Here is a 17,372-nt window from a genome sequence, read left to right on the forward strand (position 1 = left end):
AGGATTCCTCGGCGGGGTATCGGGACCGGAATCGGTCATTGCCCGGTGCCGTTCGGCCGGTAGGCGCGTACGGTCTCCGCCGCAGCGACGGCCTTGAGCACCGCCATGGCCTTGTTGCGCGATTCGACGTCCTCGTACTCGGCGTCGGAGTCGGCGACGATGCCCGCGCCGGCCTGCACGTAGGCGGTGCCGCCCTTGAGCAGTGCGGTGCGGATGGCGATCGCGGTGTCGGCGTCACCGGCGAAATCGAGGTAGCCGACCACGCCCGCGTACACGCCGCGGCGGGTGGGCTCGAGCTCCTCGATCAACTCCATGGCCCGGACCTTGGGCGCGCCGGACAGCGTGCCGGCCGGGAAGCAGGCCTGGACCGCGTCGAGCGCGACCTTGCCCGCCCGCAGCCGGCCCGACACCGTGGACACCAGGTGCATGACGTGCGAGTACCGCTCGACGTGCCGGTACTCGGTGACCCGCACGGTGCCCGGCTCGCAGACCCGGCCCAGGTCGTTGCGGCCCAGGTCGACGAGCATGAGGTGCTCGGCGTTCTCCTTCGCGTCCTCGAGCAGGCCCTTCTCCAGCAGCAGGTCGTCCTCCTCGGTGGCCCCGCGCCAGCGGGTGCCCGCGATCGGGTGCGTGGTGGCCACGCCGTCCTTCACCGTGACCAGCGATTCGGGGCTGGAGCCGACGATGGAGAACGCGGTGCCGCCGGAGCCGTCCGGGATGTGCATGAGGTACATGTACGGGCTCGGATTGGAGGCGCGCAGCATGCGGTAGAGGTCCAGCGGGGTGCCGTGGTAGTCCATCTCGAAACGCTGCGAGAGCACCACCTGGAACGCCTCGCCCGCCTCGATCTCCTTGACCAGGCGGCGCACGCCCGCGCCGAACTCCTCGGAGGTGCGCTGGCGGCGGTAGTCGGGCTCGGGCCGGTCGAAGACCGAGACGGTGGACTCGGCGGGCGCGGCCAGGGCCTCGGTCATGCGGTCCAGGCGGGCGACCGCGTCGTCGTAGGCCTCGTCGACGCGCTCGTCGGTGCCGTTCCAGTTCACCGCGTTGGCGATCAGGGTGATCGCGCCCTCGTGGTGGTCGAAGGCGGCCAGGTCGGTGGCCAGCATCAGGACCATCTCGGGGACCTGGAGGTCGTCGGTGGCCAGGCTGGGCAGGCGTTCGAGCCGGCGCACGGTGTCGTAGCCGAGGTAGCCGACCAGGCCGCCGGTCAGCGGCGGCAGGCCGGGCAGGCGCTCGGTGCGCAGCACCCGCAGCGACTCGCGCAGCGCTTCCAGGGGGTCGCCGCCGACGGGCGCGTCGGCCGGGGTCTGCCCGAGCCAGGCGGCCTGGTCGTCGACCACGGTGAGCGCGCTCGGGCTGCCCGCGCCGATGAACGACCATCGCGACCACGAGCGGCCGTTCTCCGCCGACTCCAGCAGGAAGGTGCCGGGCCGGTCGGCGGCCAGTTTGCGGTAGGCGGACAGCGGAGTCTCGGAGTCCGCCAGCACCTTTCGGATCACCGGGACCACGCGGTGATCGGCCGCGAGCGACCGGAACTGCTCCCGGGAGGTGGTGGTGTCGATTGGCAAACCGTGGGCGCCGTGCATTGCCCCATCATTCCAGGCCCACCGGGCGGGATCTAAATCGCTCTCCCCGCCCAGCCGAGCGGGCCGCTGCGGCGAATACCTGAAGCGGTCTCACTACGCTCGCGGCGGTAGCACGCGGTATCCCCCATTTTCGAGAGGAGATCAACACAGATGTACCCCTCGCAACCGGTGGCTCCGGAGGGTCCACGGCACGCAGCTCCGCAGATGGCCCCGGGCGTCATGCCCGGTCAGCTGCCTCGGATGATGCACATGAACCCCGGCGGGAAGTACTCCGCCATCTCCTCGTTCGTCACCTACGTGAAGGCGCTGGAGTCGCTGGATCCGGGCAACTTCCCCGACGAGTACGCCGAGCACACCGATCGCATCAAGGAACTGAAGCCGTTCCTGCGCGCCCACGGCATCCTCGACGTGATGAACATCAAGAACCCGGAGGTCGCCGCCCTGATCGGGGCGTGACGCCGCACCGACACCGCGTGTCGGGGGTGGTTGGGGCTCCGGGGGCCGCCCCCCGGACCCCCAGGCAGGGAACCGGCCGACAGGCCGGCGGTGGGCACTCGCCAAGCCCACTGCCCGGCAAGGGATTCCGACCGGGCGGTCACCGCCTCCCCGAATAGCTCGTGCACGATGAATTGGGGGTAGGGTACGGGCATGAAGGTCGGTCAGCTCGCACCCAATTTCGAACTATCGGATCAGTCCGGCACCCCGCGTTCGCTCGAGTCACTGCTCGCGGACGGCCCGGTGGTGCTGTTCTTCTATCCCGCGGCGAACACGCCGGTGTGCACCGCCGAGGCGTGCCACTTCCGGGATCTGGCAACGGAATTCAAGGCCGCCGGGGCGAGCTGCGTGGGCATCAGCGCGGATTCGGTCGAGGTGCAGTCGGGATTCGCCGAGAAGCAGGGACTGGGCTACCCGGTGCTCTCGGACCCGGGCGCGAAGGTCGCCGCGGAGTTCGGCGTGAAGCGCGGCCTGCTGGGCGCGATCGTGCCGGTCAAGCGGACCACCTTCGTGATCGACCCGGATCGGACCGTGGCCAAGGTGATCACCAGCGAGATGCGCGCCAACGTGCACGCCGACGAAGCCCTGAAGTTCCTGCGCGAACGCTGACGGACCGCTCCCGCTCGGTCCCGGCCGCGCGACCTCGTCGCGTCGGTGCTTCGCCCGCCGACAATTCGGACATACGCTGGGCGCATGACTACGGCCGGCACCGAGCAGGAGCGAAAGTCTTCAACCTTCGTCACGTGGCGCAATCGCATCATTGCCGCGGTCGTGACCCTGGCGGTGTTGTGGCTGTCCTATCTGATCCTGGCCGCGTTCATTCCGCGGTGGTGGGCACAGCGCCTGGGGGAAATGGTCGGCTCGAGTTTCGCCAAGGGCATCTGGTACGGCCTGTTGATGGGGCTGATTTGCACAGCGGTGCCACTGTTCCTGTTCCTGGCGGCGGGTCTGTCCTGGCGTAAACGGGCCGGAAAGTTCGTCGCGGGCGGGGCCGCCGTACTGGCCCTGGTCTTCGCCATCCCGAATTTGATGACGCTGACCATCGTGTGGGGCAACTCCAGTGCCGCGCACGCCGGGGAACGCATTCTCGACGTCGACGCCCCGGGATTCCGCGGCGCCTGCCTGGCGGGCGCGATCATCGCCGCCGTGCTGTTCCTGCTGGCCGCATTTCTCTTGGTGCGCAAGCGATTCCGCCGCCACCGCGCCGACAGACAGCGAAACGAACCGGAAAAGCCGAGCGTGTCGCCGGAAACTCCGGCAAATCCTCCCGAAGTCGGCACGAACTAATTCCGCGCGCAACACGCGTGATCGATGTCACGTCATTCGGCAACACCGTGACTGACGAGCGAAGTCGTGGCAAACTTTGACGTGCGAGTGACTTGTTCGATGCCATGACACGGGCTCTCGAACGGTCGGGGACCAACCGTCACTCGGGTGGTACGAGAGGGCGCGCACGGTGACCAAGTCGATGAATCCCCAAGAACAGCGAGCTTGGCGAACCCTGATCGCGCTCACCACCCGACTGCCCGCCGCTTTGGATACCCAACTGCAACGCGAGTCCGGGATTACCCATTTCGAATACTTCGTGATGGCCTTGCTCTCCGAAGAACCCGATCACCGCTTGCAACTCAGCGACCTCGCGCAAAAGGCAAATGCATCGCTATCACGGCTCTCGCATGTGGTGTCCAAACTCGAGCGGCTCGGCTGGGCGCAACGCGTGGCGCTGACCGGCCGTCGCGGGGCCCAGGCCGTGCTCACCGACGCGGGATATCGCAAGGTCAGCGATGCCGGGCCCGGCTATCTGGAGTGCGTGCGCGGCCTGGTGTTCGACGGCCTCGACGCCGATCAGACCGAGCAGCTGCTGGCACTGGGTGAAACCCTGGTGGCACAGCTCGACAAGGGCATGACCCGCGGGCTCGGCCGCTCGGGGCGGCCCAGCTCGCATCTGGGTCTGGATCCCGCCGAATCCGACTGAGACTCAGCCCTCGTCGGACAGCAGCCGATCGCCCTGCGACAGCAGCACGTCGGTGTCGAAGCAGGTGTGGGTGCCCGTGTGGCAGGCCGCGCCCTCCTGGTCGACGATGAGCAGCACGGTGTCGCCGTCACAGTCCAGCCGCACCTCGTGCACGTACTGGGTGTGGCCGGAGGTCTCGCCCTTCACCCAGTACTGCTGCCGCGAGCGCGAGTAGTAGGTGCCCTTGCGGGTGTCGAGGGTGCGGGCCAGCGCCTCGTCGTCCATCCACGCCATCATCAGCACGTCCCCCGTGCTCTTCTCCTGGGCGATGGCGGCGAACAGGCCGTCGGCATTGCGCTTGAGGCGCGCGGCGATCGCGGGATCCAGGGCGCTCATCGAACCGTGATCCCTTCCGTGCGCATGGCGTCCTTGACCTCGCCGATGGTGAGATCGCCGAAGTGGAAGACGCTGGCGGCCAGCACCGCGTCCGCGCCCGCCTGCACGGCCGGCGCGAAGTCGGCGACCTTGCCCGCACCGCCGGAGGCGATGACCGGCACCGACACCGCGGCGCGCACCGCGCGGATCATGGTCAGGTCGAAGCCGGCCTTGGTGCCGTCGGCGTCCATCGAGTTCAGCAGGATCTCCCCCACGCCCAGCTCGGCGCCGCGCACGGCCCATTCCACGGCGTCGATGCCGGTGCCGCGCTTGCCGCCGTGGGTGGTGACCTCCCAGCCGGAGGGGGTGGGGTCCTGGCCTGCGGGCACGGTGCGGGCGTCGACCGACAGCACGATGCACTGCGAGCCGAACCGCTCCGACATCTCGCGCAGCACCTCGGGGCGGGCGATGGCGGCGGTGTTCACCGACACCTTGTCCGCGCCCGCGCGCAGCAGCCGGTCCACGTCCTCGACGGTGCGCACGCCGCCGCCGACGGTGAGCGGGATGAAGATCTGCTCGGCGGTGCGGGTGACCACGTCGATCATGGTGCCGCGGTCGCCGGTGGAGGCGGTGACGTCGAGGAAGGTCAGCTCGTCCGCGCCCTGCGCGTCGTAGGTGGCCGCCAGCTCGACGGGATCGCCCGCGTCCCTGAGGTTTTCGAAGTTGACGCCCTTGACCACGCGCCCGGCGTCGACGTCCAGGCACGGAATCACGCGTACTGCCAGTGTCACTGCTCTGCCTCTCCTCGGACCCGATCGGCGGTGTCGGCGATCAGTTCCAGTAGTTCCTCGTGCACGCCGGGCGCGGCGGCCAGCACCGAACCGGATTCGATGGTCCAGTCCGCGCCCAGCAGATCGGTGACGACCCCACCCGCGGCCCGGACCAGCACCACGCCCGCGGCGTTGTCCCACGGGTGATGTCCGAACACCACGGCCCCGCCCAGAATTCCGGACGCGGTGTAGGCCAGGTCGATGCCGGTGGAGCCGTACATGCGCTGCCGGCCCGACAGCCGCGACAGCGCGCCCAGCAGGTTGAAGCGGAAGATGCCCGGAATCCGGCCCGCCCCATCGATATTGAAGCTGCCGAACCCGATCATGGCGGTGGCCAGTTTGGCCGGGGCCAGCCGCGGCAGCGGGGTGCCGTTGAGCAGCAGCGGCCCGCCGTCGACGGCCGCGTAGCGCTGGCCCAGGATCGGCAGCCAGGTCAGCCCGATGACGGGGACGCCGTCACGCACCAGCGACAGCAGCATCCCGCACATGGGGCTGCCCGCCGAGTAGTTGAAGGTGCCGTCGATCGGGTCGAGCACCCACGCGGTGCCCGAGGTCAGCTGCGGGCCGCCGAATTCCTCGCCGTGCACCGGGATTCCGGTGCGCTCGGCCAGTCGCTGCGAGATGGTGCGCTCGAGTTCCAGGTCGAGTTCGGTGGCGAAGTCGTTGCGCCCCTTCTCGACCGCGCTCGGCGCCCCGATGCCCTCGACGAAACGCGGTGCGGCGGAGTCGAGCACCGCGCTGGCGATGCCGAGCAGTTCGGCGAGTTCGGCGGCCATCGGCGGTTATCGAACCGCGGCCAGGGCTTCGGGCAGGGTGAACCGGCCCGCGTACAGGGCCTTACCGATGATCGCGCCCTCGACGCCCTCGTCCACCAGGGTGGCGATGGCGGTCAGGTCCTCGAGCACCGAGATGCCGCCCGACGCGATGACCGGCGCCTCGGCCGCGTTCGCGACCTGGCTCAGCAGATCCAGGTTCGGCCCGGTCAGGGTGCCGTCCTTGGACACGTCGGTGACCACGTAGCGCGAGCAGCCGTCGCGTTCGAGCCGCTCGAGCACCTCCCACAGGTCGCCGCCGTCAGTAACCCAGCCGCGGCCGCGCAGCCGCCACTCGCCGTCGATGAGCTTCACGTCCAGGCCGACGGCGACCTTGTCGCCGTACTCACCGATGGCGCGGGCGCACCACTCCGGGTTCTCGATGGCCGCGGTGCCGATATTGACGCGCGCGCAGCCGGTGGCCAGCGCCGCCTTCAGCGACTCGTCGTCACGGATTCCGCCCGACAGTTCGACCTTCACATCGAGTTCGCCGATGACCCCGGCGATGATGTCGCGATTGGACCCCTTGCCGAACGCGGCGTCCAGGTCGACCAGATGCACCCACTCCGCCCCCGCCTGCTGCCAGGCCAGAGCGGCGTCGCGCGGCGAACCATAACTGGTTTCGCTGCCCGCCTCCCCTTGAACCAGGCGCACAGCTTCACCATTGGCGACATCGACGGCAGGTAGCAGCACAAGACTCACGGGGTAAGCCTAGTGGTTGCCCGGCGTCACACCGTTCGCAGGGTGAACCGAGTCGCGGCGGCGCGGCCGGGCCGCCCTCCGTCCCGATTCACTGCCGGGCGAGCCAGTCCGAGAGCCGGGTCGGGGCGAGTTCCGCGCCGGGGCCCGGCACCAGGCTGTCCGGACCGAGCAGGGTCCCGAAGTACCGGGCCTGCGGGTCGGTGACCACGTCGCGCGGGTCGGATCGGGCGGTGAGCACGGTGCGGATCCACTGGTCGAGGCCGAACTTCTCGGGTCCTCCGACGTCGAGTGCGCCATTGCGGGGCGGGTCCAGCGCGGCTCGCGCCGTCACGGCGGCGACATCGTCGGCGGCCATCGGCTGGACGCCGCCGTCCGACATCCGGACGACACCCTCGGTGGTGGCCGAATCGGCTATGCCACCGGCGAATTCGAAGAATTGGGTGGCGTGCACGATCGTGTACGGGAGGCCGGAGCTCTGAATCATTTCCTCCTGCGCCGCCTTCGCCCGCAGGTATCCCGATTCCGGCAGGCGGCCGGAGCCCACCACCGACAAGGCGACATAGTGGCCGACGCCCGCGCTCCGCGCCGCGTCGAGCAGGTGCGCGGTCGAGGCGCGGAAGAACGCCATGACGTCGTCGTCGGCGAACGACGGCGAATTGGAGACGTCGACGACGACGTCGGCCCCTTGCAGCACCTCCTTGACGCCCACTCCGGTCACGGTGTCGACGCCCTTGCTGGGCGAGGCCGGGACCGCCTCGTGGCCGCTCCGGCTCAAACGGTTGACGACATTCGAGCCGATCAGGCCCGTTCCGCCGATGACGACGATCTTCATGTCCGCTCCTTCCGTTGTCGCACTGCCTCGGCTTCCACCATCCCACCGAGGCGGGTTTCAGCTGTCGGCGGCGTGCGCTTCGAGGATGCGATTGAGGGTCAGGACGAAATGCGCGCGGTCGACGGCGGTGAAGCCGGGCAGCAGTTGCCGCTGGGCCGCTTCCAGCCGTTCGTCGAGGTCGGCGAGGTGGGCGCGGCCCGCGCGGGTGAGGGTGAGGGTGTTGCGGCGGCGATCGGCGGGGTCGGGGGTACGGGTGAGGAGACCGCGATCGGCCAGGTCGTTGACGGTGGCGACGACGTCGCTGCGGTCGATGCCGGTGCGGCGGCCGGCCTCGGCCTGGCTGAGCGGGCCGTGCTCGTCGAGGGTGGCGAGCAGCGCGTAGTGGTAGCGGCGGGAACCCGTTGGTTCCAGGGCCTTCTCGGTGCAGCGGTTGGCGATGATGCCGACCTGGCCGATCAGGCGGGTGGGAAGGGCGCGCAGTCGACCGGAGGCTCCCTCGGGCGCGGTGTCCATGAGGCGAATCTACCAACACTTGTTGGGAGCACCCACGATCGGTTACATTGGTTTCACCAACGTTGGCCCAACCAACAAATTCGTCGAAAGACTGCCACCATGAACGCGATCGACATCAGCACCGGGCGAATCCAGGAGCTGGCGGACAAATTCGAGATCACCGAGCTGGTGCACCGGCTCGGCCGCGCCCTCGACGAGGGCGACTGGAACGAACTCGGCACGCTGTACACCCCCGAAGCCACCGCCCAGACCCCGGGCGGGCTAGCCGTCGGCCGCACCGCCCTGGTCGCTCAGGCCAGCCGAAATCACTCCCCCGACAAGCACATTCAGCACATCATCACGGGAGTCATCGTCGATCTGGACGGCGACACCGCCCGCGTGCGCGCCAACCTGCTGGCCGTCTTCGCCTGGGGGCCCGCCCAAGACCCCACCCTCGGCTCCCGACCCCGCCTCACCCTCGGCGAGGTCTACCGCTTCGAGGCCGCCCGCACCCCGGACGGCTGGCAGCTCGCGGGCGTCGCTTCGTCCCCCGTCTGGTCCGTCGGCGCTCGCCCGACGCGGGAGTGACCCACGTCACCGGCGGTGCTGTCAGGAATCCGCGCGCTGTCTCGTTCAGAGGGCACGCGAACCAGACAGGAGCGAAATCATGCAGCACCGCATCGTCGTCCTCGGGGCCGGCTACGCCGGCGCCTTCACCGCCGGATACCTGGCCCGCACCCTTGATTCCCGCGACTTCGAGATCACCGTGGTCAACGCCGAACCCGATTTCGTCGAACGGCTGCGGCTGCATCAGCTCGCGGCCGGACACGCGCTGCCGCACCGGCCGCTGGCGGAGGTGTTCGCGGGCACCGGCATCCGGCTGCGGGTCGCGCGGGTGATCGGTGTCGACGCCGACCACCGCAGCGTCACCATCGCCGATGCCGAAGGCACACACCGCATCGAATACGACACCCTGCTCTACGCGCTCGGCAGTACCGCCGCCGTGCACGACGTTCCGGGTGCCGCGGAGCACGCGTTCAACGTCGCCGGACGGCCGTCCGCGCTGGCTCTGCGCGCCCGTCTGGACGAGCTCGGCGAGCAGGGCACGGTGCTCGTGGTCGGCGGCAATCTGACCGCGATCGAGACCGCCACCGAGATCGCCGAAGCCCGTCCAGGACTGCGGGTCCAGCTGGCCACCAGCGGTGAACTGGGCGGCTGGCTGGGTCCCAAGGCCCGCCGTCATCTGCTGCGCGCGTTCGATCGATTCGGGATCACCATCCACGAGCGCACCGCCATCGCGCGGGTCGAGGCGCGGCGGGCCGTCGCCGACGATGGGACCGTCTTCGCCTCGGACGCGATCGTGTGGACCGCGGGCTTCGCCGTCCATCCGATCGCCGCCGACAGCGGCCTGGCGGTGGAAGCCAACGGGCAGATCACGGTCGACCGGCAGATGCGGTCGGTCTCGCACCCGGAGGTGTACGTCGCCGGTGACAGCGTCTTCGTCATCGGCGAGAACGGTCGTCCGCTGCCGATGTCGTGCGCGTCGGCGGGATTCACCGGCATGCAGGCGGCGGCCGCGATCCTCGGCGACCGGACCGGGCGCACCGTCAAGGCGACCACCCTGAGCTACGTCGGCAACCACATCAGCCTCGGCCGCGAGGACGCGATCTTCCAGCTGGTCGACGGTGCCGGGCAGGCGAAGCCCGGGGCCCTGTGCGGCCGCCCGGCGGCGCTGGTCAAGGCGGCGATCGTGGCGGGCAGCGGTTGGAGCATCGGCCACCCGACCTTCGGAATGCCAAGCCGCACACGCCGCTCGGCGCCCGCCCGCCCGCACCCCGTGGATGCGGTCACCGCATAGGGTGACGCTCATGGATGCCGCCACCGTGGCGTGTTTCGAGGCCAGCCGCAACCGGCTGGCCTCGCTCGCCTACCGTCTGCTCGGCTCGGCCGCCGACGCCGAGGACACGGTGCAGGACGCGTTCCTGCGGTGGCAGGCGGCCGACCGGGACTACATCGAGGTCCCCGAGGCGTGGCTGACGAAGATCGTCACCAACCTGGCGCTCGACCGCCTCCGCTCGGCGCGGGTCCGCCACGAACGCGCGGTCGGCGCCTGGATGCCCGAACCCTTGCTCGACGGCGATCCGATGCTGGGCCCCGCCGAAACCGCCGAACAACGCGAATCGGTGACCGTGGCGGTCCTGCTGCTGATGGAGCGCCTGACCCCGCTCGAACGAGCCGTTTACGTTCTGCGCGAGGCCTTTTCCTACACCCACGCCGAAATCGCCGACATCCTCGCCATCACCGAATCCGCCAGCCAGCAGCACGCCCACCGAGCCCGCCGTCGAATCACCTTCTCCGCCAGCAACACCGGCAGCGACCCCGCCGCCGCCCGCGGCATCGTCCAGGCTTTCGTCGACGCCGCCGCCTCGGGCCGCACCGACCACCTCGTATCCCTGCTCACCGCCGACGCGACCGCCACTTCCGACGGCGCGGGCGGCTCGGCGCCCAAGCTGATCCACTTCCGCACCCCCGAACGCGTTGCCATCGCAGTCCGAGCCGGCTTCACCCCCACACCCGCGAAACTCCGCCAGTTCAACGGCTCCCCCGCAATCCACGCCGCCGTTCTCAACGGCTGCCCCGCCATGCTCATCACCCTCGACGACCGAATCCTCAGCGTCACGATCCTGGAACTGCGCGACGACAAGATCGCCGCCCTGCACGGCATCGGCGCGCCGGCCCGCCTCCACCGCCTCACCGAGCAATGGCGACGCCGCGACCACGACGCACCACTCGTCGAGCTGTGGAGCCGGACTCCCGAGTAGCGCGGCCGTCGTGCCTATCCGTGTCGTGCCACGTCCTCGCACAGGATGCCCGGCCAGCGAGCGAGATCGGCCGGTGTGTACGCCACCTCCAGTGTGGCCTTCGGCAGCAGGTCCACCAGCGCCTCGGCGGTCGACACCGGATGGGCGGGGTCGTCTGTCCAGGCCAACACCGTGGTCGGCACGTCGATCGCGGCGATCGCCTCGGGGGCGGGCAGGTCGCTCATCGCCGCCCCGCGGAACAGTGCGGGCAGTAGGTGCTCGGCGACATCCGGCACGGTTTCCGGCGTTCCGACGGTGGCCGGCGGGCGAGGCGCGGTGAGATCGGCGCCGAGGAAGGCGGCGAGTCCCTGCTCTTCGATCAAGCGGGCATTCTTGCGGTAGATGTCGGCCTTCGCGGCTCGGGTGCGCCACGCGGTCGCGGGCACGAGCAGGGTGAGGCCGGCGAATCGGCCGGGATCGCGGACGGCGGCATGCAGCAGTGTCCCGGTACCCATCGACGGACCGACACCGTGCACCTGTTCACCGGGGAACCAGTGGTCGAGCAGGTTCAGCAGGTCATCGGCCAGAACCGGCCACCGATAGTCCTCGGGGACGGCACGACCCGTCGAGTGGCCGTGGCCGCGCGCGTCGTACCGCAGCAATCGGGTTCCGCTGAGTCCGCGGCCGAGATCGAGGTCCATCAGACGGTCGCGGTGGCGGCTGGAGGTGAGGCCGTGGAGTTGGACGACCGGGTGGCCGCCCTCGTCGCTCAATTCCACGTCGATGTCAGCGCCGGAAACGCGGAAGGTCGGCACGGTGGCTCCAGGGTGCTGGTGAGACGGCGATCGCTCGAGAAGGAGCCTAGGATACCGGCATGCGGCTGACCAACGTCGCGCACCTGCGCCTGCCGTTCGGCCGCCTACTGGGCTTCGACGTCACCGCGGGGCGGGTGGGCCGGGCTCTTCCCGTGTCCTTCGACCAGCGACGCCATGTCGGCGCCGGCGACCGAGCGGGATCCTGGATGGCGTTGTCCTTCAAGCTCTCCGCGCCGGTACCGCCCGACGAGCTCGCGGCCGCGTGGATGGCGGTGATCGAGCGGCACGGCACGCTGCGGTCGGTCTTCGTGCCGGGCGCGGACGGCGAGCCTCAGCTGTACGAGGTCGATATCGTCCCCGGCGGCTGGGTCGAGCATGTGATCGCTCCGGGGCAGGCGGTCAACGATGCGCTCCGCGCCGTGCTCGACCATGCCTGTTCACCGTACAGTCGCCCGTCGCATCGGCTGTGTGTACTCGAGACCGCGGTCGGGCCGACCGTGGTGGTCGCCGCCGACCACTCGCACGTCGACATGTGGTCGATGCTCGTGATCGCGCGTGACCTGCTCGCCGCGCTGGCCGCGGTGCAGCAGGGTCGTTCACCGTCGTTACCGCCCGTACCCGCCTTCGCGGAGCACACCCGCGCGCTGCGGGACCGCCCGCCGGCGCCCGCCGAGGTGCACCGCCGCTGGGCAGAGGTGCTGGCGGGCAGCGGCGATGTGATGCCACGGTTCCCGCTGTCGCTGGGCGAGGCGACATTGCAGCAGGAGCGCGTGGAGGTGCGCGATGTCCTCGACGTCGACGACAGCGCCGCGTTCTCGGCGCAGGCCCGCGACGACGGCGTCTCGACCTTGGCGCTGGTGGTGGGGGCGATGACCGAGGTGACCCGCGAGCTGGCCGGCACCGCACTGCGGGCGGTGTTTCCGGTGCACAGTCGGTATGACACCACCTGGCACGACTCGGTGGGGTGGTTCATCACCAACTCGGTGCTCGAGTCGGCCGACTCCGATCCCCGTGCCAGTGCCGAGGCGGTGAAGGAGGCCGTCCGGATGGGGTCCTGGCCACTGGAGGACATCCTGCGTCCGTGGGGCGGGATGCCCGAGGCGCCGGGGATGTTCGCGATTTCGTGGCTGGACCTGCGCCGGCTGCCGGTGCGAGTCGACGCGACCGGATTGGAGGCGCAATACGTCGGCGCGACGATTCGGACCGACGGCGTGATGCTCTGGTTCGTCCTCGACGAGACCGGGCTGCACCTGCGCTGCCGGTACCCGGACACTCCCGAGGCCCGGCGGCACGTCGGCGCCTGGCTGGACACGCTGATCGCCCGGCTGCAGGCCCGGGCACGGGCTTCGGTCGGTGGCCGGCTCCGACTCGGCGACCGGATCTATCGTGTGCAGCGGGCGGCGCGGGCCGACGTTCCGGCGCTGGTCGCGCTGCTCGCCGATGACGAGATCGGCCGTGCCCGTGAAGGTTCCGAGATTGCCCGCTACGAGGAGGCGTACGACGCCATCACCAGGGATCCCTCGCACTATCTGGCCGTGGTCCGGGACGAGGGCGACCGGATCGTCGGCACCATGCAGCTCACCATCATTCCGGGCCTGTCCCGCGGCGGCGCCACCCGTCTCCAGATCGAGGGAGTTCGGGTCGCCGCCGCGGAACGCTCTCGCGGCATCGGAACCGCGATGCTCGAGTGGGCGCACGACCACGGCAGGCACCGAGGCGCGACACTCGCGCAGGTCACCACGGACCGGGTCCGCACGCGGGCGCACGCCTTTTACGCGCGGCTCGGGTACGACAACAGTCATGTCGGGCTGAAGCGGGCGCTCTGACGGATTCGCCGCGGAACCGGGGGTTTGGGCGAGCGCGGTCGATCAGATCGAGTCGACCCAGTTCCGGAGGAGGTGGGCTCCGGCGTCACCGGACTTCTCGGGGTGGAACTGCGTCGCGGAGAGAGGGCCGTTCTCGACGGCCGCGAGGAAGGGGACGCCGTGTTCGGCCCAGGTGAGTTTGGCCGGGGCGAGGTGGCCGCCGCCGTCGTCGGTCCAGCCCCAGTGCTGGGCGGCGTAGGAGTGGACGAAGTAGAAGCGGGTGTCGGCGTCCATGCCCGCGAACAGCACGCTGTCCTCGGGAGCCTTGACCGTGTTCCAGCCCATGTGCGGCAGGACCGGCGCGTCCAAACGCTCGACGGTGCCGGGCCATTCGCCGCAGCCGTCGGTCTCGACGCCGAACTCGACGCCGCGTTCGAACAGGATCTGCATGCCGACGCAGATGCCCAGGATCGGGCGGCCGCCGGAGAGCCGCTTGCCGATGATGCGGTCACCGCGCACGGCGAGCAGGCCCGCCATGCAGGCCGCGTAGGCGCCGACGCCGGGGACCACGAGACCGTCCGCGTTCAGGGCGGTTTCAGCGTCGGCGGTGATGATCACCTCGGCGCCGGTGCGGGCCAGGGCGCGGCTCGCCGAGTGCAGGTTGCCCGAACCGTAGTCGAGCAGGGCGATCTTCTTGGTCACAACGAACCCTTGGTGGACGGGACCCCGGACACGCGCGGGTCGTATTCGACCGCCGCGCGCAGTGCCCGCGCGACGGCCTTGTATTCGGCCTCGGTGATGTGGTGCTGGTCGCGGCCGTAGAGCACGCGCACGTGCAGGGCGATGCGCGCGTTGAGCGCGATCGACTCGAACACGTGGCGGTTGATGACCGTCGAATAGGACGCGGTCGGGGCGACGCTCGGAATGATGGTGTGCAGCATGTGATCCGGCTCGCCGGTGTGCACGCAGTACGGCCGGCCGGACACGTCGACGACGGCGTGGGCGAGGGTCTCGTCCATCGGGATGAAACAGTCGCCGAAGCGGCGGATGCCCTTCTTGTCGCCGAGCGCCTGGCCCAGGGCCTGGCCGATGACGATGGCGGTGTCCTCGACGGTGTGGTGGGCCTCGATCTCGATGTCGCCCTTGGCCTGGACGGTGAGGTCGAAGCTGCCGTGCTGGCCGAAGGCGGTCAGCATGTGGTCGTAGAACGGGACGCCGGTGGAGATGTCGGTCTTGCCGGAGCCGTCCAGGTTGAGCTCCACCACGATGCTGGACTCGCGGGTGGTGCGCTCGACCCGGGCGATGCGGTCGGCGGGACGTTCGGTGGTCATCGGGCGATCAGCTCCTCGGACGCCAGTTTCGCGCTGACGCGCAGGAATTCGTCGTTCTCGGCGGCCAGGCCGATGGTGGTGCGCAGGTAGCCGGGGATGCCGACATCGCGGATGAGCACGCCCTCGTCGAGGTAGTGCTGCCAGGCGCGCGCCGCGTCGGCGAAGCGGCCGAACAGTACGAAGTTGGCGTCGGACGGGATCACGTCGTAGCCCAGTTCGGTCAGCGCCGCCATCACGCGGTCGCGCTGCGCGGCCAATTCGTGGACGCTGCCCAGGGTTTCGTCCGCGTGCCGCAGCGCCGCCCGCGCCGCGGCCTGGGTGACCACGGACAGGTGGTAGGGCAGGCGCACCAGCAGCATGGCGTCGATGACCGCGGGCGCGGCCACCAGGTAGCCCAGCCGTCCGCCCGCGAAGGCGAACGCCTTGGACATGGTGCGGCTGACCACCAGCTTGGTCGGGTACTTGTCGATCAGGCCGATGGCGCTGGGCGCGGAGGAGAACTCGCCGTACGCCTCGTCGACCACCACGATGCCGGGGGCGGCGTCGAGGATGCGCTCCAGGTCCGGGATCGGGATGCTGTGCCCGGTCGGATTGTTGGGGCTGGTCACGAAGACCACGTCGGGGTTCTTCTCCCCCACCGTGAGCACCGCGAAGTCGATGTCGAGGGAGAAGTCGCCGTTGCGCTTGGCCTCGATCCACTCGGTGTCGATGCCCTCGGAGATGATCGGGTGCATCGAGTACGAGGGCACGAAACCCAGTGCGCTGCGGCCGGGTCCGCCGAACGCCTGCAACAGCTGCTGCAGGATCTCGTTGGAGCCGTTGGCCGCCCACACATTGGCCACGTCCACCGCGACGCCGGTCTGCCGGGTCAGGTAGGCGGCCAGGTCGGTGCGCAGGCCGACCGCGTCACGGTCCGGGTACCGGTGCAGGTCGGCGGCGGCCGCGCGCACGGACTCCGCGACATCGTCGACCAGGTCCTGGCTCGGCGGGTGCGGGTTCTCGTTGGTGTTGAGCTGGACGGGCACCGTCAATTGCGGTGCACCGTACGGGCTCTTGCCGCGCAGGTTGTCGCGCAGCGGCAGGTCGTCGAGCGAGATCTTCGAACCGGGCACAGTGCCTTCCAGGCCGGCCTGGGCGCTCACCGCAGTTCTCCGAATCGCGCCTGCACGGCCTGGCCGTGCGCGGGCAGGTCCTCGGCGTTGGCCAGTGCGACCACGTGCCCGGAGACGTCCTTCAACGCGGCCTCGGTGTACTCGACGACGTGGATGCCGCGCAGGAAGGTCTGCACGCTCAATCCCGAAGAGTGCCGGGCACATCCGGCGGTGGGCAGCACGTGGTTGGAGCCGGCGCAGTAGTCGCCCAGCGACACCGGCGACCAGGCGCCGACGAAAACCGCTCCGGCCGAACGCACCCGGGCGGCCACGCCCGCGGCGTCGACGGTCTGGATCTCGAGGTGCTCGGCCGCGTAGGCGTTGACCACGCGCAGGCCCTGCTCGATGTCGTCGACCAGCACGGTGCCGGACTGCTTGCCCGACAGCGCTTCCGCGACCCGGTCGTGGTGCTTGACCACGGCCATCTGCGCGGTGAGCGCCGCGTCCACGGCGTCGGCGAGTTCGACGCTGTCGGTGACCAGGACGCTGGCGGCGAGCACGTCGTGCTCGGCCTGGGAGATGAGGTCGGCGGCCACGTGCGCCGGGTCGGCGGTGGCGTCGGCGAGGATGGCGATCTCGGTGGGCCCGGCCTCGGCGTCGATGCCGACCAGGCCGCGGCACAGCCGCTTGGCGGCGGTGACGTAGATATTGCCGGGGCCGGTGATCAGGTCGACCGGTTCCAGCTGCGCGCCGTCGGTGTCGACGCCGCCGTAGGACAGCAGCGCCACGGCCTGCGCGCCGCCGACCGCCCACACCTCGGTGACGCCCAGCAGCTGGGCGGCGGCCAGGATGGTCGGGTGCGGCAGGCCGCCGAACTGGGCCTGCGGCGGGGAGGCCACGACCAGCGACTCCACGCCCGCGGCCTGCGCCGGGACCACGTTCATGACGACCGAGGACGGGTAGACGGCATTGCCGCCGGGCACGTACAGGCCGACGCGCTCGACCGGCACCCACCGCTCGGTGACGGTGCCGCCGGGCACCACCTGGGTGGTCTTGTCGGTGCGGCGCTGGTCGTTGTGGACCTTGCGGGTGCGTTCGATGGCGACCTCGAGGGCCGCGCGCACGGCGGGATCCAGCTCGGCGAGCGCACGCTCGAGTTCGGCGGCCGGCACCCGCACCGAGGCGGGGCGCACGCCGTCGAACTTCTCGCTGAACTCCTGCGCGGCCTCGACGCCCCGATCGCGGATCGCCTCCACGACGGGCCGCACATGATGCAGCACCGAGTCCACGTCGACGCCCCCGCGCGGCAGAGCCGCGCGCAGTTCGGCAGCAGTGGGAGTACGTCCGCGCAGGTCGACGCGGGCGAGCTCGATGCGGCTGGTCATAGCGCTGTGCAGTCCTTGTCTGTGCTGATTCGAGGGGGTTCGCGACGCAGCCGAAACCGCTTG

The 17,372-nt window shown here is 70.2% G+C and carries 20 protein-coding genes; 8 read left to right on the plus strand and 12 right to left on the minus strand.

What is annotated here, in order from left to right; translation table 11 throughout:
- Positions 1-35 precede the first annotated feature (35 nt).
- The gene (locus ACQP06_RS23890) at positions 36-1,589 is read right to left on the minus strand and encodes an anthranilate synthase component I (protein ID WP_433666707.1); all 1,554 of its coding nucleotides are present in this window, start codon (positions 1,587-1,589) and stop codon (positions 36-38) included.
- Positions 1,590-1,739: 150 nt separating this feature from the next.
- Here ACQP06_RS23890 and ACQP06_RS23895 point away from each other — a divergent pair, with 150 nt between their 5' ends.
- The 4 genes from ACQP06_RS23895 (at position 1,740) to ACQP06_RS23910 (ending at position 4,059) form a co-directional block, all read left to right on the plus strand.
- Positions 1,740-2,045 carry a hypothetical protein gene (locus tag ACQP06_RS23895; protein WP_433666708.1) on the plus strand — a complete coding sequence of 102 codons (306 nt, stop codon included), beginning with the start codon at positions 1,740-1,742 and terminating at the stop codon, positions 2,043-2,045.
- Positions 2,046-2,237: 192 nt separating this feature from the next.
- Positions 2,238-2,693 carry a peroxiredoxin gene (locus ACQP06_RS23900; protein ID WP_379275708.1) on the plus strand — a complete coding sequence of 152 codons (456 nt, stop codon included), beginning with the start codon at positions 2,238-2,240 and terminating at the stop codon, positions 2,691-2,693.
- An 84-nt stretch (positions 2,694-2,777) separates the two neighbouring features.
- Positions 2,778-3,371 (plus strand): permease, encoded by a 594-nt coding sequence (locus ACQP06_RS23905; RefSeq protein ID WP_433666709.1) that lies wholly within the window; start codon positions 2,778-2,780, stop codon positions 3,369-3,371.
- Positions 3,372-3,552: 181 nt separating this feature from the next.
- Complete coding sequence (locus ACQP06_RS23910; protein ID WP_379275730.1) at positions 3,553-4,059, plus strand: MarR family winged helix-turn-helix transcriptional regulator; 507 nt, start codon at positions 3,553-3,555, stop codon at positions 4,057-4,059.
- A gap of 3 nt (positions 4,060-4,062) precedes the next feature.
- On the opposite strand, the gene hisI is transcribed toward ACQP06_RS23910, so the two are convergent.
- From hisI to ACQP06_RS23940, 6 genes are all read right to left on the minus strand, one after another.
- On the minus strand, positions 4,063-4,434 hold the full coding sequence (gene hisI / locus ACQP06_RS23915) for a phosphoribosyl-AMP cyclohydrolase (protein WP_433666710.1): 372 nt from the start codon (positions 4,432-4,434) through the stop codon (positions 4,063-4,065).
- A complete protein-coding gene (gene hisF / locus ACQP06_RS23920) occupies positions 4,431-5,204 on the minus strand; it encodes an imidazole glycerol phosphate synthase subunit HisF (RefSeq protein WP_357097965.1) in 774 nt (257 codons plus the stop codon). The genes hisI and hisF overlap by 4 nt, the downstream gene beginning before the upstream one ends.
- Complete coding sequence (locus ACQP06_RS23925) at positions 5,201-6,019, minus strand: inositol monophosphatase family protein (RefSeq protein WP_379275702.1); 819 nt, start codon at positions 6,017-6,019, stop codon at positions 5,201-5,203. Before ACQP06_RS23925 ends, hisF begins: the two co-directional genes overlap by 4 nt.
- Before the next feature lie 6 nt (positions 6,020-6,025).
- Entirely contained in the window at positions 6,026-6,757 is a 732-nt protein-coding gene (gene priA, locus ACQP06_RS23930; RefSeq protein WP_357097970.1) for a bifunctional 1-(5-phosphoribosyl)-5-((5-phosphoribosylamino)methylideneamino)imidazole-4-carboxamide isomerase/phosphoribosylanthranilate isomerase PriA, read from the minus strand.
- 88 nt (positions 6,758-6,845) lie between these two features.
- Positions 6,846-7,589 carry an SDR family oxidoreductase gene (locus ACQP06_RS23935; RefSeq protein ID WP_433666711.1) on the minus strand — a complete coding sequence of 248 codons (744 nt, stop codon included), beginning with the start codon at positions 7,587-7,589 and terminating at the stop codon, positions 6,846-6,848.
- Positions 7,590-7,646: 57 nt separating this feature from the next.
- Complete coding sequence (locus tag ACQP06_RS23940) at positions 7,647-8,102, minus strand: MarR family winged helix-turn-helix transcriptional regulator (RefSeq protein ID WP_433666712.1); 456 nt, start codon at positions 8,100-8,102, stop codon at positions 7,647-7,649.
- A 99-nt stretch (positions 8,103-8,201) separates the two neighbouring features.
- Here ACQP06_RS23940 and ACQP06_RS23945 point away from each other — a divergent pair, with 99 nt between their 5' ends.
- From ACQP06_RS23945 to ACQP06_RS23955, 3 genes are all read left to right on the plus strand, one after another.
- Positions 8,202-8,669 carry a nuclear transport factor 2 family protein gene (locus tag ACQP06_RS23945; RefSeq protein ID WP_433666713.1) on the plus strand — a complete coding sequence of 156 codons (468 nt, stop codon included), beginning with the start codon at positions 8,202-8,204 and terminating at the stop codon, positions 8,667-8,669.
- A gap of 79 nt (positions 8,670-8,748) precedes the next feature.
- The gene (locus ACQP06_RS23950; protein ID WP_433666714.1) at positions 8,749-9,939 is read left to right on the plus strand and encodes an NAD(P)/FAD-dependent oxidoreductase; all 1,191 of its coding nucleotides are present in this window, start codon (positions 8,749-8,751) and stop codon (positions 9,937-9,939) included.
- Between the two features lie 10 nt (positions 9,940-9,949).
- Positions 9,950-10,903, plus strand: a complete 954-nt coding sequence (locus ACQP06_RS23955; RefSeq protein ID WP_433666715.1) for a sigma-70 family RNA polymerase sigma factor — start codon at positions 9,950-9,952, stop codon at positions 10,901-10,903.
- Positions 10,904-10,917: 14 nt separating this feature from the next.
- Here ACQP06_RS23955 and ACQP06_RS23960 read toward each other — a convergent pair whose 3' ends face one another.
- Positions 10,918-11,697, minus strand: a complete 780-nt coding sequence (locus ACQP06_RS23960; RefSeq protein ID WP_433666716.1) for an alpha/beta fold hydrolase — start codon at positions 11,695-11,697, stop codon at positions 10,918-10,920.
- 59 nt (positions 11,698-11,756) lie between these two features.
- On the opposite strand from ACQP06_RS23960, the gene ACQP06_RS23965 reads away from it, so the two are divergent.
- Positions 11,757-13,523, plus strand: a complete 1,767-nt coding sequence (locus ACQP06_RS23965; protein ID WP_433666717.1) for a GNAT family N-acetyltransferase — start codon at positions 11,757-11,759, stop codon at positions 13,521-13,523.
- A gap of 42 nt (positions 13,524-13,565) precedes the next feature.
- Here the strand turns inward: ACQP06_RS23965 and hisH are convergent, their stop codons facing one another.
- The 4 genes from hisH to hisD are packed head-to-tail and all read right to left on the minus strand — an operon-like array spanning position 13,566 to position 17,309.
- Positions 13,566-14,204 carry an imidazole glycerol phosphate synthase subunit HisH gene (hisH, locus tag ACQP06_RS23970; protein ID WP_433666718.1) on the minus strand — a complete coding sequence of 213 codons (639 nt, stop codon included), beginning with the start codon at positions 14,202-14,204 and terminating at the stop codon, positions 13,566-13,568.
- Positions 14,201-14,833 carry an imidazoleglycerol-phosphate dehydratase HisB gene (hisB, locus tag ACQP06_RS23975; protein WP_379275685.1) on the minus strand — a complete coding sequence of 211 codons (633 nt, stop codon included), beginning with the start codon at positions 14,831-14,833 and terminating at the stop codon, positions 14,201-14,203. Before hisB ends, hisH begins: the two co-directional genes overlap by 4 nt.
- The gene (locus ACQP06_RS23980) at positions 14,830-15,975 is read right to left on the minus strand and encodes a histidinol-phosphate transaminase (protein ID WP_433666719.1); all 1,146 of its coding nucleotides are present in this window, start codon (positions 15,973-15,975) and stop codon (positions 14,830-14,832) included. The genes hisB and ACQP06_RS23980 overlap by 4 nt, the downstream gene beginning before the upstream one ends.
- Positions 15,972-17,309 (minus strand): histidinol dehydrogenase, encoded by a 1,338-nt coding sequence (gene hisD / locus ACQP06_RS23985; protein WP_433666720.1) that lies wholly within the window; start codon positions 17,307-17,309, stop codon positions 15,972-15,974. The genes ACQP06_RS23980 and hisD overlap by 4 nt, the downstream gene beginning before the upstream one ends.
- Positions 17,310-17,372 lie beyond the last annotated feature (63 nt).

Origin of the sequence: Nocardia sp. CA-136227 (genome assembly GCF_050955695.1) — a bacterium.
Taxonomy (GTDB): Bacteria; Actinomycetota; Actinomycetes; order Mycobacteriales; family Mycobacteriaceae; genus Nocardia.

Coding starts and splice junctions, on each gene's coding strand:
- ACQP06_RS23890 (WP_433666707.1), bottom strand. CDS start 1,589: ATGCACGGCGCCCACGGTTTGCCAATCGACACCACCACCTCCCGGGAG.
- ACQP06_RS23895 (WP_433666708.1), top strand. CDS start 1,740: ATGTACCCCTCGCAACCGGTGGCTCCGGAGGGTCCACGGCACGCAGCT.
- ACQP06_RS23900 (WP_379275708.1), top strand. CDS start 2,238: ATGAAGGTCGGTCAGCTCGCACCCAATTTCGAACTATCGGATCAGTCC.
- ACQP06_RS23905 (WP_433666709.1), top strand. CDS start 2,778: ATGACTACGGCCGGCACCGAGCAGGAGCGAAAGTCTTCAACCTTCGTC.
- ACQP06_RS23910 (WP_379275730.1), top strand. CDS start 3,553: ATGAATCCCCAAGAACAGCGAGCTTGGCGAACCCTGATCGCGCTCACC.
- hisI (WP_433666710.1), bottom strand. CDS start 4,434: ATGAGCGCCCTGGATCCCGCGATCGCCGCGCGCCTCAAGCGCAATGCC.
- ACQP06_RS23925 (WP_379275702.1), bottom strand. CDS start 6,019: ATGGCCGCCGAACTCGCCGAACTGCTCGGCATCGCCAGCGCGGTGCTC.
- ACQP06_RS23935 (WP_433666711.1), bottom strand. CDS start 7,589: ATGAAGATCGTCGTCATCGGCGGAACGGGCCTGATCGGCTCGAATGTC.
- ACQP06_RS23940 (WP_433666712.1), bottom strand. CDS start 8,102: ATGGACACCGCGCCCGAGGGAGCCTCCGGTCGACTGCGCGCCCTTCCC.
- ACQP06_RS23945 (WP_433666713.1), top strand. CDS start 8,202: ATGAACGCGATCGACATCAGCACCGGGCGAATCCAGGAGCTGGCGGAC.
- ACQP06_RS23950 (WP_433666714.1), top strand. CDS start 8,749: ATGCAGCACCGCATCGTCGTCCTCGGGGCCGGCTACGCCGGCGCCTTC.
- ACQP06_RS23955 (WP_433666715.1), top strand. CDS start 9,950: ATGGATGCCGCCACCGTGGCGTGTTTCGAGGCCAGCCGCAACCGGCTG.
- ACQP06_RS23965 (WP_433666717.1), top strand. CDS start 11,757: ATGCGGCTGACCAACGTCGCGCACCTGCGCCTGCCGTTCGGCCGCCTA.
- hisB (WP_379275685.1), bottom strand. CDS start 14,833: ATGACCACCGAACGTCCCGCCGACCGCATCGCCCGGGTCGAGCGCACC.
- hisD (WP_433666720.1), bottom strand. CDS start 17,309: ATGACCAGCCGCATCGAGCTCGCCCGCGTCGACCTGCGCGGACGTACT.